The following is a 15,400-nucleotide window of genomic DNA, read 5'->3' on the forward strand; positions in this document are numbered from 1 at the left end:
AAAGAATGAAGCCCTAAAAAAAGTCTAAGGCTCCTTAAGTGAAAAACTTAAAAACTATAGATCGATCGTTGAGGAATATCGTAATGTGTTAATGTCAAAGAATGGATCGGCGTATTTCCTGCAACTTTCAACAGCATTGCAAATACATCATTCACTTTATGGAAACGCTCATCACGACCATCAAAACCATCAAAACCAACGAGCTCAATCTTTGTTGCACCACCTGCCAAAGCCGCACATATAGCATATGGTGCTACAAGCGCATCACTGACGATACAACCCGTATCTTGCGGCACCATGCGCGTTGGATCAACTTGCATACCATAATCATATATCGTGGAAGAACTTAGAGAATTCGTAATAGTACTTGGTAAAGACTGAATCGGCGTAATTAAAGGAACTCCAATAGAATTATTCATCAAAGGAACTAGGCGTCCAGGATGACAAACCGCAATAGCAGACAACAAATTCAGCGGAACAAAATCTAGTAAATTTAAACTAATAACGATTGGTTTATTTTCTTGAATATAATTCTCTATTGCTGTCCAATGACGATGTGCAGAAGGGCCACCCGCAACAATCAAAACTGGACGATTTTCAAACAATTGACGCGAAGACCAACTGCCTTCGGCACGCTGAAAACGAGCAGTCATCAAATTTGCAACACCTTGTGACTTGTATGATGCACCTGTATTCTCTCCCAATAAATCAATTAAAGTAACAACGTCATTTGGAGAAAATATTCCCTGTGCAAGCATATCTTGTACATAAGTCGGATGGACTTTATGTTGTGCACCCAAGTAGTAAAAGACATTCATGCCCCAGCCATAATGCTTCTTCATAGCCTCGAAGTCATTACATGCAAGATCAATTACTTGAGCAGGATTTACGGATTTATGAGAATTTTTCTCAATTTCGACCAATAAATACTCCATTTGAGTATTACCAGCACCACGCCCCATGCCCGTAACAGTTGCATCTAACCAAGATACCCCATTACTTAATGCTGTCATGGTATTGCCCAGTGCTTTACCCATATTATCGTGACCATGAAACCCTAATGGACCATCCCACTCTAGACGCAAAGTCTGAATAATACGCAAGGTCTCGGCATCATCCATATTACCCAATGAGTCTGCAAAATAAAGAACTTCAACATGCTCGAACCCACGAATCGCACGTACAAGCTCCGCAAGTTTTTCATCAGTGCAGCTATTAGACTGCATAATGTTAAACCCAACACGATATCCAAGCTCATGCAGTGTTGACACTAAGCCACCACATGTAGCTACTTCCGCCACATGAGCGGCAATACGAACAAGCTGCACTTTTGACTCTACTTTAGGAGCAAAAAAGTTACGAATCGCCGCAACATCACCTTCGGGGGCCTTCAAATAGTCTGCAGCATTTACCATTACGCCCAAAATCAGTCCTTCCGGAACATGAATCTGATTTAAGAAACGATCAGTCGTATATGCATATGGCCCTAAAAATTTTGCCTTATTGGCAAAAGTAAATCGAAAACCCAGCTCTACTATGTCAACACCACTACTAACCATGGATTGAAGGTAACGCTCAACGAGATCTAAATCAAAATCCCAATTGTTGTAATATCCGCCATCTCGTAATGTACAATCCAGCAATGTTAGTTGACCAGCACTCATTTTTTTGCCTCTTCATAATTTGAATTCGGATACCTAAAATTTCTTAGTCCGCCTAAAAAAAGTCTAAGAAATATAGCTTTTACTCATCTAAATTGAGTAGGAAACTTAGCTTAATCTGTAACGAAACAAAGAATTACTTTCAGTAACCAACAATTTACAAGCACCATAAGCACCTGAATTATTGTAAATATTGTAAAATTAAGTACTTTAAAGATTTTGAAACTTTAACAACTACCTCTAAAGCATGATCTAAACTTTATATACAACCAGCGAACCCAATACTTCAGCCCTCGCTCACCTCGCCTTAACATCATCAAGATTCTATTTTTAACGTATTTCAAATAACTTTAATAGACACTGACATCCACGCTACCTGCTTATAAATGTAATATTACTATTTTTCAATTGTTTGATTGCACAAAAACAACACTACTTTATAGTCTTTACCAAACAAATGATTGATTGTGGCGCCTACTGACCAATATCTCCTCAAAAAGCATGTCCATCGTCATGTTAGCTCTTTATAATAGCCGACTAATCGGAGAGAAAGCCACATGAGCGGTACGCATACATCACAGAAGTTATCAGCGCTTAATCCTCGTCAGCAAGAAGCCATGGAGTATGTCAGCGGTCCACTACTCGTTTTGGCTGGCGCTGGATCAGGCAAAACCGCGGTGATTACACGAAAAATTGCTCATCTTATTCAAAACTGTAATGTTCCTTCACACCGTATCGTGGCAATGACGTTTACCAACAAAGCCGCACGTGAAATGAAAGAGCGGGTGAGTAAACTGCTGCCTAGTGACAAAATGAAGGGCATTACCGTCTCCACATTTCATAACTTCGGTCTGAATTTGCTGCGTCTAGAACTCAAACATACGCCGCTTAAAAACAATTTCTCCATTCTTGATGCTGACGACTGTAAACGATTACTCATGGATCTGATGCAGCGTGACAATCTGTCCGGCGCTGATAGTAAAGAGTTAATCGCTAAAGCCATGAGACGAATTTCGGACTGGAAAAACGATCTCTTAATGCCAGCTCAAGCGATTAGCACCGCCATCGATAACGAAGACTTGCAGCTCGCACATTTATACGAACTTTATGAACGCAATATTCGTGCCTATAATGCTGTTGATTTTGATGATTTGATTGCCCTACCCACCCGCTTATTACAAGACAATGCTGAGCTTCGTGATAAATGGCAGAATCGCGTGCACTATCTGCTCGTCGATGAATATCAAGATACCAATACAGCACAATATATGCTGGTGAAATTATTGGTCGGTGTTCAGGCTCGGTTCACAGCAGTTGGTGATGATGACCAGTCCATTTATGCATGGCGCGGAGCCAAACCTGAAAATATGGCACTTCTTGCCGATGATTTTCCAAGACTCAAAGTCATTAAGCTTGAACAAAATTATCGTTCGACCAGCCGTATCTTAAAAGCGGCCAACAAGGTCATTGAAAACAACCCACATCTTTTTGAAAAAGCCTTATGGTCTGATAAAGGTCATGGTGACGTGATTCGTGTTATGAATTGCCGAAATGATGATGATGAAGCAGAACGCATTGTCCATGACATCATGACGCATAGACTGATGAATGGCAAAACTTGGCAAGATTACGCGGTTCTCTATCGAGGAAATTTTCAAGCACGCGTACTCGAGACGCAATTACGCCAACTGCAAATCCCTTATAAAGTTTCAGGAGGAACCTCATTCTTTGCACGGGCTGAAATAAAAGATGTGATGAGCTATTTACGACTCATCATCAACCCAGATGACGACAGCGCATTTCTGCGCATTATCAACACACCAAAACGAGAAATTGGACCTGCAACACTCGAAAAACTGGGGCTGTTTGCACAAGAATTTAGCATGTCTTTGCTATCCGCTGCAGGTGACCTACGTTTAAATATGGTGGTGAGTCAACGCAAAGCGGTGCTTCACTTGCACGAATTTGCCCAGTTTATTGATCAATATACCCGTGATCTGCATGATGATGACAACCCTGTGCCGCTCGTCCGCCAGATGATCAATGAAACAGGCTATATTGATTACATAAAAGAAAATGCACCTACGCCGCAGAATGAAAAGAATAAGCTCGACAATTTAGAGACTTTGTTCTCAAGTATTCAAAGTCTAATTAACCGTGCAGAAGATGTAGACGAGAAAAATATTGAAAGTGTCATCCGTAAACTGGTACTACTCGACTTGCTCGATCAGCAACAGGAAGAAGAAGATACCGACAAAGTTAATCTCATGACTCTGCATGCCGCAAAAGGACTAGAGTTTCCCTATGTCTATATTATGGGTCTAGAAGAAGAGTTATTACCGCATAAAAACTCAATCGCGGCTGAAACCGTCGAGGAAGAACGTCGACTGATGTATGTGGGCATTACACGTGCCCGTCAGGGTCTGACCCTAACACTAGCTGAGCAACGTAAAATGGGCGGCAATTTACGCCAAACAACGCCCAGCCGATTTCTAGATGAACTGCCAGAGGAAGAAATTGAATGGTCAGGTCGTAAGAAAAATAAAATCTCTAACGTTGATCCCAAAGCGCAAGCTGCAGCGTATCTTGCAAATTTGAAGGCGCTGATGAAATAAAGTCTTATATACTCGTCGATTGAAAGGTTACACCCTTTCAATCAGGAATCACTCAGCGATGAATGATTTCTTGACAAGCGTCTGTCACCGAACTGACATGATTATGCAATAAAACTGGTTAGGACACTTTAATCATTTATTATTCGGTTTATAAAACGTGAGCTCTAGAATATGACAATACAGAAAAAAACCGTTGCAATCGTAGGTTTAGGCTACGTCGGTTTGCCGCTCGCGCTTGCATTTGGACGTCAGCTGCGCACCATCGGTTTTGACATTAATGCCGACAAGATCAGCGCCTATCAACAGAAAATCGATCCGACAGGCGAAATGGATGCCGAACATTTTGTCGCATCGACACAGATTACGTTTACCCATGATGCCGCTGATCTTGCAGCAGCAGACTTTATTATTACGGCAGTACCGACCCCCATCAATAATGCAAAGCTCCCTGATCTGTCCCCAGTAGAGTCCGCAAGTCGGCTGATCGCGACCCATATGAAAGATGGTGCAACGGTCATTTTTGAATCGACCGTGTATCCCGGTGTGACAGAAGAAATCTGTAAGCCTATCCTTGCCGCATCAAACAAAAATTTTCGTTTAGGCTACTCCCCAGAGCGAATCAATCCTGGTGACAAAGCACGCCCACTTGAATCGATTATGAAAATCGTCTCAGGACAAGATGCAGCCACATTAGCGGATGTTTCCGCGTTATATCGCTTAATTATTACAGCCGGAGTGCATGAGGCACCTTCGATTAAAGTCGCTGAGGCTGCAAAAATTCTTGAGAACACGCAGCGCGATGTGAATATCGCACTCATGAATGAGTTTGCGTTGATTTGTCAACGTGCCGGAATTGATACTCAAGAAGTCTTGGAAGCGGCAGGAACAAAATGGAATTTCTTAAAATTCTTTCCTGGCCTCGTTGGTGGACATTGTATTGGTGTTGATCCTTACTATTTAACTTTTCGCGCAGAACAGCTCGGTTATCACGCTGACTTGATGATGGCGGCGCGTCATATTAATGACAGCATGGGCATTCATATCGCCCAAAACTGCATCAAGATGCTCTGTCAGAACGGTACACCTGTCGGCAAAGCAACCGTATTGGTGCTGGGTCTGACTTTTAAAGAAAATTGTAGCGACACGCGCAATACGCGCGTCATTGACATCATCCAAGAATTACAGAGTTATGGCGTTACCGTCCATGTTGTTGATCCCGTTGCGGATGCCGCAGAAGTGAAACATGAATATCAGCTCGACCTGATTGATTTTGACCAAATCAATCACGTCGATGCCGTTATTGCAGCGGTCAGCCATGATCAGTTTAAATCGCTTTCTATTGAACAACTTAAACAAAAAACAGTGGGACACACCCCATTTTTAGATGTTAAAGGCAGCTTTAATCGTGCACAGCTTGAGCAAGCAGGCTTTAAAGTTTGGCGGTTATAAAAGATACGCTATTCGACATCAGCGGCAAGTGGTCTTGCCACACACCCTTTGACAATGGATTAGTACAGGTTAAATCTCGTTATGAAGTTACAGCTTAAAATTTTAGATCCTCGTATTGGTACAACGTGGCCTCTACCTGCACATGCAACCAGTGGCTCTGCGGGGATTGATTTACGCGCCTGTTTAGCAGAACCCGTTGTACTTGAACCGAACACGACACTACTCGTCAAAACAGGTATGTCTATTTATATTGAAGATACTCACTACGCAGGTTTGATTTTACCGCGTTCGGGCCTAGGTCATAAACACGGCATCGTTTTAGGCAATCTCGTCGGTCTGATTGACTCTGATTATCAGGGTGAACTTATGGTTTCGGTTTGGAATCGTGGTACGACTGCATTCACGCTTGAACCGGGTGAACGTATGGCACAATATGTTCTTGTTCCGATTATGCAAACATCATTTGACATTGTTGATGAATTTGTTGAAAGTGAACGCGGTGCGGGTGGATTTGGTCACACAGGGCGACAATAACCCCACTTCTCTTTTTAAGCTGATTGAGCAACCCTCAACCAGCTTAAAAGCATAAACCACATGAAGTGGTTTATATGTCTAAACTGCTTGTATTCATAGCAAACTATGACTACTGTAGATGCAAAATTGATTTGATTAAATGGAAGTATTTTCAATGAAGAAATCGGCAAAGACGTCAGCGCAAAGTAATAGTAAAACTCAGCATACTCCACGAAAAAACGCGCTTTCCATGCCGAATCCCCATTTAAAACCTTTTATTCTGCATGCAGCCATTGTTCTCGCGATCAGTTTTAGCAGTTATGGCATCGTTGATCACGTGATTCAACAGCAAAGTAATCAAGCTCTCACTCAAGCGGGTCAACAAACCGCAACAGTAATCAATCGTCAAATCGACAATTGGAAAATCGAAGCGAGCCATCTTGCAGAACTACCCACGCTAAAATCTTTGGCAACTGTAAAAGCGATTGTTCCTGCTGGTGGAGCCGTACCAGCCTCGCTCAGTTTTTCCGATCAAGACCTGATAAATCGTGCACAGACTTCAAAAGGCATTCTCGAAATCACGCATATCGGCAGTCAAGCCAAAGTCAGCATCGTCACTGAATTGCCTGCCGGCGGGTATTTGATCAGTGAGCGTCCTTTTGCTCCCCTCGCAAGGGATCTACAACAGATGACCCCCTCTAATCTGTTGATTACGCTCACACAGAAGGTGGGTAATGAACAACCAGTCGATATCTTTAAAAGCTCAAACAACACCGATGCCTCCCTTACAACAATTCCTCTAAATGTAAAAGGATGGCAACTCAACATTGGGCAAATCAAAGCACCCATGTCGCTAAACCCTTTAGAAAATATTCCTTTTTTGGCTGCACTGCTTTCTTTAATCGGTGGACTACTCCCATTATTGGTCTGGATGGCGGTGAAGCCCCAGTTCAGTCATTTAAAAGTTCAACCCGTCGACTCTGAGGAAGAACAACTCAGAAAACTGAATGTTGTTGCTGAAGAGCTAACACCCTCTCCACAGATACAGCCGATTATCGAAACCACTATAAAGCCTGAACCAAAACCAATCAGTCCCCCTGTTCAAAGTACTATCCCAAATACAGCCCCAAATATTGAAGTCAATGAATTAGATATTCCTGATATTGCCTCAGAAAGCACAGGGCCTGTTGTGACCCAGTCTTCTTCTTTAAACCTTGCGCCAGAATTTTCACTTGATTCAGAAGCGCTCACAGACCTTGAATTCATTATTACCAAATCGATTCCCAAACATATTTTTAGAGCTTACGACATACGCGGTAAAGTCAAAGATTTGACTGCACAATGGATGCTTCCCATTAGTCGCGCACTGGGCAGCGAACTTCGCAACCGTGGACAACTTGAAGTTGTTGTAGGTTATGATGCTCGTGAAACCAGTGAAGAATATGCGCGGATTATGCGAGATGCGCTTGCTGAAAGTGGTTTGCACGTCATTGATATCGGTCAAGTACCTACTCCTATAATGCATTATGCGGCAAGACAGTATCAAGGCAACGGCATCATGATCACGGCCAGTCATAGCCCTGCTGAATACAATGGCATCAAGTGGATTACTCAGCGACAATCACCGCTTCCCGAGGATATTCAAAATATTTATGACCGTGCTGAAAAGCGAACGTTTACTGAAGGCAAAGGAAAGATCACTCAGAAATCCTTTACCCGCGATTACCTCGACGAAATGCTCAGTGATGTAATTTTAAGTGATGATGTCACAGTCCAGATTGATGGCATGAATGGTGTGATGGGCAAACCCGCCATGTATGCCATAGAAACATTAGGCTGTCATGTCACAGGCATTGATATAGATCCGAATGGTTTATATCCTCATGGAAATCCAGATCCATGCGAGCCTGATCGCCTCAGTAATTTGTCCACTCAAGTCATTCAGAGTAGTGCAGATATTGGCTTTGCTTTTGATGGCGATGGGGATCGTTTAGTGGTCGTCAATCATGACGGCACTGTCGTAACATCAGATCAGTTGATCGCAATATTTGCAATCATGGTGCTAGAGTCCAGACCCGGCACAGATATCGTTTATGATGTGAAGTGTAGTCGCATGGTCTCGCAAACCATTACTGCACATGGTGGACGACCCATTATGAGCCGCAGTGGGAGTACTTTTATCCGTCATGCAGTCATGTCAAAACGCAGCGAAGTCTCTTTTGGCGGTGAATTCTCTGGTCACTATTTCTTTAATGATGGACGTGGCTCCGCAACAGATGATGGCTTGTATGCTGCGATGAGACTGCTAGAGTGGCTTACACAACGCGGACAAACATTGAGTGAAGTCTTACAAACACTGCCACCCCGAATTGGTACGCCTGATATATACCTCCCTATTGATAGCGATCTACCCGAAAAATTCTTCCAAGAACTCGCGATTGATGCTGCGCTGGTTGAAAATGCGACGTTGACAACTATTGACGGTGTACGCCTTGATTTTCATGATGGATTTGGCATCATACGCGCATCAAACACTGGTGCCTTTGTGACCTTGCGTTTTGAGGCGGACAATGCAGCCTCCGTTCATCATATCCGCCAAGTTTTTTATGATTTGATCGCAAAGCAACTGCCCAATCTTGCAGCCAGCATGCCTAATCCTCAATTGACTTAAACTCCGGATACTTTTTAAAAGTGATTTCGCACCCCAATTAGAGCAACTGATTATGCCTTTGAATAAAGACCAAGCCCTGAATGTTGCTAAAGTTCTGACTGAAGCACTACCGTATATTCAACGCTTTGCAGGCAAAACACTGGTCGTGAAATACGGTGGTAATGCCATGACAGATCCAGAGCTTGAGCGTTCCTTTGCACGCGACATCGTACTGTTAAAGACCGTGGGCATTAACCCAGTGATTGTTCATGGCGGTGGCCCACAAGTGGATAGTCTCCTTCAACAACTTGGTCGCGTCTCTGACCGCATCGATGGTATGCGTGTCACCGATGAGCCGACCATGGAAGTCGTAGAAATGGTCCTAGGCGGTAGTGTGAACAAATCGATCGTCAATCTGATTAACCAAAATGGTGGCCGTGCAATCGGTCTAACGGGTAAAGATGGCAATCTGATTCGTGCAAAAAAACTCTATCTGGATAAGAAAGATGCTGACGGCCTGATGCAAAAAGTCGATCTTGGCTTGGTGGGTGAAGTCGTTGGGATTAAAACCGATGTGCTTGATCTCTTCATGAAGAGCGACTTTATTCCGGTCATTGCCCCTCTTGGTGTCGATGAAGAAGGCAATACCTATAACATCAATGCCGATCTGGTCGCAGGCAAAGTTGCTGAAGCCCTAAAAGCTGAAAAACTAATCCTGCTCACCAATATCCCGGGTGTGCTGGATGCCAATAAAAAAGTACTCACAGGTCTAACCACTCAGGATGTCGATCACTTGATCGAGACCGGTGTGATCTATGGTGGTATGATTCCGAAAGTGGGCTGTGCGCTTGAAGCCGTAAAGGGGGGGGTGATCAGCGCGCACATCATTGATGGTCGCGTTCCCCATGCAGCATTGCTTGAAGTCTTTACCGATGAAGGTCTAGGCACCTTGATCAGTAACCGTGCTAAACGTAAAGTTTAAAAATGCAATTCCCCGCTCACGACTGAGTCAATGAGTGGGGCTCTTTTCCTGCTACATCAGATACCAACATTAAATCACTCTCATCCTTAAGATTAACACCTGTAAGCTGCCGACTAAGCGCCTGCTCAATCAACCAGTTCAACTTAAATGCAGCTGCAGGATAATCTAACCCCTCAGGTCGCACATTCGAAATACAATTACGCTCCGCATCATGTTTGCCAACTTTGGGACCATAGGTCAAATACACCCCCAAACTGTCTGGAGAACTTAAGCCAGGACGCTCACCAATCAACATCACCACGAGACGAAGTCCTAACTGCTCCCCCACCTCATCCGCAAGTGCCACACGCGCTTGTGTCGCGACAACCACCGGCGCCAACGTCAGATGAGGTGCCAGCATCGGCTTTAACGCCTGTAAAAAGGGAACCACTTGACGCTGCACAGCCAGTGACGACAACCCATCACCTACCACAAAACCCACATCATAACCTGTCGATGTTGGCAGTAATGCCGAATCCACCGCTAATCGTCGCCCCAAATCAGGACGCACTAAGTATTGAGTCCGATCCGTCGCCTGACTACGCACAATCCGCGTATCCCAGCCCTCCTGCTTTAATTCCGTCGTTAATCGCTCGGTATCCAGCGGCGTATGAATCGCATCCCGTGCTTGCGCATGCGCTAATCCAAACTTAAGCACCTCCTCACTCGGCAAAGACTCCCCTGAGCGACCCAAAGCGATACGCGCTTGCGTATACTGCCGCCAGTCGCCCCAACTATCGTGCTGCGTGGGATCAACAGGGGAATCAACAGCATTGAGGATACGCTTAGCTGACATGACTGAGCCCCTCCATACGATCAAAGCCGCGTAATAAACGACTACTCTGTGTCGGTGGGATCAGATGACCTGTGCGATCCGTCATCCCCATCTTTTGCAGCCACGTTTCAAACTCTGGAGCCCGTTTCTTGCCTAAAGTCTCACGCACAAAGAGCTGATCATGGAAAGAGGTACTTTGGTAATTCAGCATGATGTCATCCGCGCCAGGCACCCCGATCATAAAGGTTAGACCTGCCGTAGCAAGGAGCACAATCAAGTTATCCATATCATCCTGATCGGCTTCAGCATGATTGGTATAACAAATATCACAACCCATCGGCAGCCCGAGTAACTTGCCGCAGAAATGATCTTCCAATCCTGCTCGAACAATCTGTTTGCCGTCATACAGATACTCCGGCCCGATAAAACCCACCACCGTATTCACCAGCAGCGGTTTATAGCGCCTTGCAACGGCGTAGGCACGTGCTTCACAGGTTTGTTGATCTACACCATGATGGCCATTGGCTGACAACGCACTGCCCTGACCCGTCTCAAAATACATCACATTCTGACCATGGCTTAATCCATGCGCATCACTCAACAACGCACCGCGCTTCAAGGACTGTGCCGCATCGTGTGCTTCATCCAAAATCGACAGCGACACCCCAAAAGAACGATTCACCGTCTCAGAACCACCGACCGATTGAAAGACCAAATCCACAGGAACGCCCTGTTCAATCAACTGAATGGTATTGGTCACATGAGTCAAAATACACGACTGGGTCGGGATCTCATGCTCAGTGATCAAAGCATCCAATAAATACGAGAGCTGTCCCAAAATCGGCATGCTATCTGAAGCGGGATTAATCCCAATCACCGCATCACCAGCGCCATACAACAAACCATCCAAGGTAGATGCCGCAATCCCCCGTAAATCATCGGTCGGATGATTGGGTTGCAAACGCACCGCGAGGGTATTGGGTAAACCTAAGGTATTACGAAACCGAGTAATGACTTGACACTTCGCCGCAACAGCAATCAGATCTTGATTGCGCATGATCTTACTGACCGCCGCAACCATTTCTGGCGTTAACCCATCCGCTAAGGCAGTCAAGGCTTGGGTATTGGCTTGATGGCTTAGTAACCAATCGCGAAAGCCCCCCACCGTCAAATGCGCAACAGGTGCAAAAGCCAGCGCGTCATGACTATCCATAATCAGACGCGTCACCTCATCAGACTCATAAGGAATCAAAGCAACATTGAGAAAGGTTTTAAGCGGTAAATCAGCCAGTACAAACTTCGCCGCCATCCGCTCCATCGAGGATCGCGCAGCAAGACCTGCCAATACATCGCCTGAACGGGGTGGACTGGCTTTAGCCATCACATCGCGTAAATCGGCAAAATGATAAACCTGACCGGCCAGTGTAGTTTGATAGCTTGTCATCGTGGATTCCTTACTCAACCACCCGACTATCCCAAGCCACGTTTATCCGCTTCGCTTTGGTCGCCCAAAAATAGGCATAAGCAATGGCCATCAAGATCATGAATAACACAAACAGCTTGAAGTTAAAATAGACCATCGCAATCAAACACACCGCGCCAAGCACCAATGCAATGATCGGAAAAACCGGATAAAACGGCGCACGATATGGACGGATCAGATCGGGTTCTGATTGACGTAGCTTTAAGAGAGACGCCATTGACACCATATACATCACAATGGCACCAAACACCGATAAAGTCACGATATTCGCCGTCAGGGTTTGTCCCGCGAACTGAATCGCACTATCACTAAAGATCGCCAAAATCCCAATCACACCGCCTGCAAGCAATGCCCATGATGGCGTCTTGAACTTAGGATGCAATGAAGCAAAAACTGAAGGGAGATAACCTGCGCGTGACAATGCGAAGATCTGCCGAGAATAACCCATAATGATCCCGTGGAAAGACGCCACTAACCCAAACAAGCCAATCCAGACCAATAAATGCAGCCAGCCACTGTTATCACCCACGACCAGCTTCATCGCCCGTGGCAATGGATCATTCACACTAGCAAACTGACGCCAATCGCCTACGCCACCCGCCATAACCATGACACCAAAGGCCAGAAAGAGTAAGGTTAGAATCCCAGCGATATACGCTTTAGGGATGGTTTTAGAAGGCTCCTTCGCCTCTTCAGCCGCCATAGCTGCACCTTCAATCGCGAGGAAAAACCAAATCGCAAAAGGGATAGAAGCAAAGATACCCGCCAAAGCCAGACTTGAAAAATGGTCTTCACCGGCCCAGCCATGAGCCACGAAATTAGTCATGGACCAACCTGGAGACACCACGCCCATAAACATCAGCAACTCACCGATCGCCAGTAACGTCACCACCAACTCAAACATCGCCGCGATACGCATACCAATCCAGTTCAAAAACGTGAACAAGAGATAAGCGCCTACTGCGACCGCTTTAAAATTGACTTCAGGAAATTGCACATTGATATACGAACCAATCGCCAGAGCAATAGCAGGGGGTGCAAAGACAAACTCAACCAAGGTTGCAAAACCTGCAAGAAAGCCCCCTTTCTCGCCAAAAGCACGGTGTGCATAGGCAAAGGGCCCCCCTGCATTGGGAATCGCGGTGGTCAGCTCGGTAAAACTAAAAATAAAGGTGGTATACATCGCAGCCACCAACAAGGTTGCGAGTAGAAAGCCCAGCGTTCCCGCTGAAGCCCAACCATAGCTCCAGCCGAAGTACTCTCCGGAAATAACCAAACCGACGGCGATGCCCCAGAGCTGAACGGGGCCTAAGACTTGTTTAAGATGAACTGATGACATGATGTGTATCCCCCAAGTGGCAAAAAAAGCCTAAACGCTGGGTTAAATACAGCAAAAAATGCGCCAGAAAATAATCTTTCTGGCGCTATATGGTTTGACGAATAATTACTATGACTTAATTAATAAAAAAAATTGAATATCTATATTTATCAATATGATATTTATTTATGACCACCGCCAGAAGACCAACCTCCGCCATAACTACTGGAGTATCCTGAGCCACTGGAACTGCCCCAACCTGAAGAAGAGCTTCGAGAACTAATGTTATAGATTGTCGTGAAGAGGACGATCATCGATCCCCAGACCAAAATACTGGTATTTCTGCTTAATATCGGCTCACCATTTGATGAGGATGTGTTTGCACTCAATAGGACGGGCAAAAAAATTAAACAAAGCTGAGCCATGAGGGTCAGAAAAAACGAACCTGACCCAAAAAGAATGATCGGCAAGTTAATCAGCCAAAGCGCAATACTGAGCCATTTCACAGCATTTTGTTCTGGCTCTTCAGACGGTTGAACCTCTCCCCTTGCAGGTTGTTTTTTGCCAAATAACTGTCGCACCAAAAAACCCGAAATCGGTGTCGCATAACTCCAGTTAATTTCATGCTGATTTTGCTCTGAAGTCAGGATGTCCTGACCATTCTTATAATCGACAATAAAATTAGTATCACCAATTTTAACCCGCCAATTGAACGCCCCGACCGCATACAATACTCGTCCTTGATAAGCAAACGTTCGATCCCAGCGTTTACCCTGCAGGAAAACATTCCCTGCTTTCTCTTCAGGAATTTCATTCAGTACCGATACTTTATGCCAATCCGCAGCGCCACTATCAACTAACCAGAGAAAACCTGCCTCTAAACTATAAAGTAAATATTCCGTCCATAAGCTTGACTCCTCATCACCCACCTCCTCCATCTGCATCAAGCCGATGACGACATAGGCCTGATTATCGATGCTGGCCTTATCGCCTAACGACAAAGCACTTTTGAGAGTAACAAGTTCTTTATGCTTAACCAGAACTTCAGCTTTCTTTCCCGTCATAGCCACTTCGGCACGACAGGCTGGACAAACCAGATGCTCAGCCATACCCATGACATAAGGGATAGGACTACCACAATTGGGACATTCGAGATTGGTAATTTTTCCTTTGACTTTTCCGCTGCTGGCTTGGATCAATGCATCTTCACGTAAGAGCTGAAACTTAAGCCCTTGCAAGGTGACAGCTCGACCTTCATACACTTGAGGAGGTTCACCATCACTATAATCCAGTGACATAAAGCGGGCTTGGAAGCGTAAGTCTGCAACCGATGATTGCCAACCTTGTCCGACCACAAAAGGAAGCTCGCCCTGTCCACCGGTACACGTAGCGGTACGATGGTCCGTAACTCGATAACCAAAGCCCTTATATTGGACAATATAATTAATGGTCAAAAGATCAAAAGACGGAGCGCTCTCTAGTGCCCCACTGTGACGCGTCAGAACATAGAGTCCTGAAGCATCGGATAACCAGCCATTCGTCCCATCATCAAATTGTAGATACCATTCATTCCAAAATCCGTCTGGGTATTGCAGTTGAATTCGTCCAATGAGCGAGAACCCAACGCCATCGAGCACACCACTGCTGCCGATCTGGAGCGGTGAATAGTCCTCTAATACTGCCGACATCTTCCCTTGATCAAGCACGGCATGCTCTTCACGCAGGATCGTGGTTTGACAGTACTCACAAACCGCCATAACGGAGGCAGAAGAGCGAAATTGCACTTGTGCACCGCAACTTGGACATGCCGTACTAAACGCCAGTATCGCTTTTTTACGACCTGACGAAGCATTTACAGGATTTGCGCCAGAATTCGGCGAGCCCTGATCTGGATTGTTTGGATCACTCATACGGA

The 15,400-nt window shown here is 45.2% G+C and carries 10 protein-coding genes; 5 read left to right on the top strand and 5 right to left on the bottom strand.

Annotation, left to right across the window (positions count from 1 at the left end):
- Positions 1–47: 47 nt before the first annotated feature.
- Complete coding sequence (locus tag HYN46_RS10295) at positions 48–1,664, bottom strand: aldolase catalytic domain-containing protein (protein ID WP_114899302.1); 1,617 nt, start codon at positions 1,662–1,664, stop codon at positions 48–50.
- Positions 1,665–2,218: 554 nt separating this feature from the next.
- Here HYN46_RS10295 and HYN46_RS10300 point away from each other — a divergent pair.
- The 5 genes from HYN46_RS10300 to argB all read left to right on the top strand — a co-directional run bounded on the left by HYN46_RS10300 (position 2,219) and on the right by argB (position 9,870).
- Entirely contained in the window at positions 2,219–4,276 is a 2,058-nt protein-coding gene (locus HYN46_RS10300; RefSeq protein ID WP_114899303.1) for a UvrD-helicase domain-containing protein, read from the top strand.
- Between the two features lie 171 nt (positions 4,277–4,447).
- Positions 4,448–5,725, top strand: coding sequence for a nucleotide sugar dehydrogenase (locus HYN46_RS10305; protein WP_114899304.1), 1,278 nt, complete (start codon positions 4,448–4,450; stop codon positions 5,723–5,725).
- 81 nt (positions 5,726–5,806) lie between these two features.
- On the top strand, positions 5,807–6,259 hold the full coding sequence (gene dut / locus HYN46_RS10310; protein ID WP_114899305.1) for a dUTP diphosphatase: 453 nt from the start codon (positions 5,807–5,809) through the stop codon (positions 6,257–6,259).
- Positions 6,260–6,413: 154 nt separating this feature from the next.
- A complete protein-coding gene (locus HYN46_RS10315) occupies positions 6,414–8,909 on the top strand; it encodes a phosphomannomutase/phosphoglucomutase (RefSeq protein WP_162818157.1) in 2,496 nt (831 codons plus the stop codon).
- A gap of 52 nt (positions 8,910–8,961) precedes the next feature.
- A complete protein-coding gene (gene argB / locus HYN46_RS10320) occupies positions 8,962–9,870 on the top strand; it encodes an acetylglutamate kinase (protein WP_114899307.1) in 909 nt (302 codons plus the stop codon).
- 16 nt (positions 9,871–9,886) lie between these two features.
- On the opposite strand, the gene eutC is transcribed toward argB, so the two are convergent.
- The 4 genes from eutC to HYN46_RS10340 all read right to left on the bottom strand — a co-directional run bounded on the left by eutC (position 9,887) and on the right by HYN46_RS10340 (position 15,395).
- Entirely contained in the window at positions 9,887–10,705 is an 819-nt protein-coding gene (eutC, locus tag HYN46_RS10325) for an ethanolamine ammonia-lyase subunit EutC (RefSeq protein WP_114899308.1), read from the bottom strand.
- The gene (locus HYN46_RS10330) at positions 10,695–12,128 is read right to left on the bottom strand and encodes an ethanolamine ammonia-lyase subunit EutB (RefSeq protein WP_114897609.1); all 1,434 of its coding nucleotides are present in this window, start codon (positions 12,126–12,128) and stop codon (positions 10,695–10,697) included. The genes eutC and HYN46_RS10330 overlap by 11 nt, the downstream gene beginning before the upstream one ends.
- Positions 12,129–12,138: 10 nt before the next feature.
- A complete protein-coding gene (eat, locus tag HYN46_RS10335; protein ID WP_114899309.1) occupies positions 12,139–13,506 on the bottom strand; it encodes an ethanolamine permease in 1,368 nt (455 codons plus the stop codon).
- 161 nt (positions 13,507–13,667) lie between these two features.
- Entirely contained in the window at positions 13,668–15,395 is a 1,728-nt protein-coding gene (locus HYN46_RS10340; protein ID WP_114899310.1) for a DUF4178 domain-containing protein, read from the bottom strand.
- Positions 15,396–15,400: the final 5 nt, after the last annotated feature.

The sequence above is a fragment of the Aquirhabdus parva genome, assembly GCF_003351745.1.
Classification (GTDB): Bacteria; Pseudomonadota; Gammaproteobacteria; order Pseudomonadales; family Moraxellaceae; genus Aquirhabdus; species Aquirhabdus parva.

What these genes read in the sequence shown, in the direction of transcription:
- HYN46_RS10340 (WP_114899310.1), bottom strand. Translation starts at nt 15,395, where the DNA reads ATGAGTGATCCAAACAATCCAGATCAGGGCTCGCCGAATTCTGGCGCA.
- eutC (WP_114899308.1), bottom strand. Translation starts at nt 10,705, where the DNA reads ATGTCAGCTAAGCGTATCCTCAATGCTGTTGATTCCCCTGTTGATCCC.
- HYN46_RS10315 (WP_162818157.1), top strand. Translation starts at nt 6,414, where the DNA reads ATGAAGAAATCGGCAAAGACGTCAGCGCAAAGTAATAGTAAAACTCAG.
- eat (WP_114899309.1), bottom strand. Translation starts at nt 13,506, where the DNA reads ATGTCATCAGTTCATCTTAAACAAGTCTTAGGCCCCGTTCAGCTCTGG.
- dut (WP_114899305.1), top strand. Translation starts at nt 5,807, where the DNA reads ATGAAGTTACAGCTTAAAATTTTAGATCCTCGTATTGGTACAACGTGG.
- HYN46_RS10295 (WP_114899302.1), bottom strand. Translation starts at nt 1,664, where the DNA reads ATGAGTGCTGGTCAACTAACATTGCTGGATTGTACATTACGAGATGGC.
- argB (WP_114899307.1), top strand. Translation starts at nt 8,962, where the DNA reads ATGCCTTTGAATAAAGACCAAGCCCTGAATGTTGCTAAAGTTCTGACT.
- HYN46_RS10305 (WP_114899304.1), top strand. Translation starts at nt 4,448, where the DNA reads ATGACAATACAGAAAAAAACCGTTGCAATCGTAGGTTTAGGCTACGTC.
- HYN46_RS10300 (WP_114899303.1), top strand. Translation starts at nt 2,219, where the DNA reads ATGAGCGGTACGCATACATCACAGAAGTTATCAGCGCTTAATCCTCGT.
- HYN46_RS10330 (WP_114897609.1), bottom strand. Translation starts at nt 12,128, where the DNA reads ATGACAAGCTATCAAACTACACTGGCCGGTCAGGTTTATCATTTTGCC.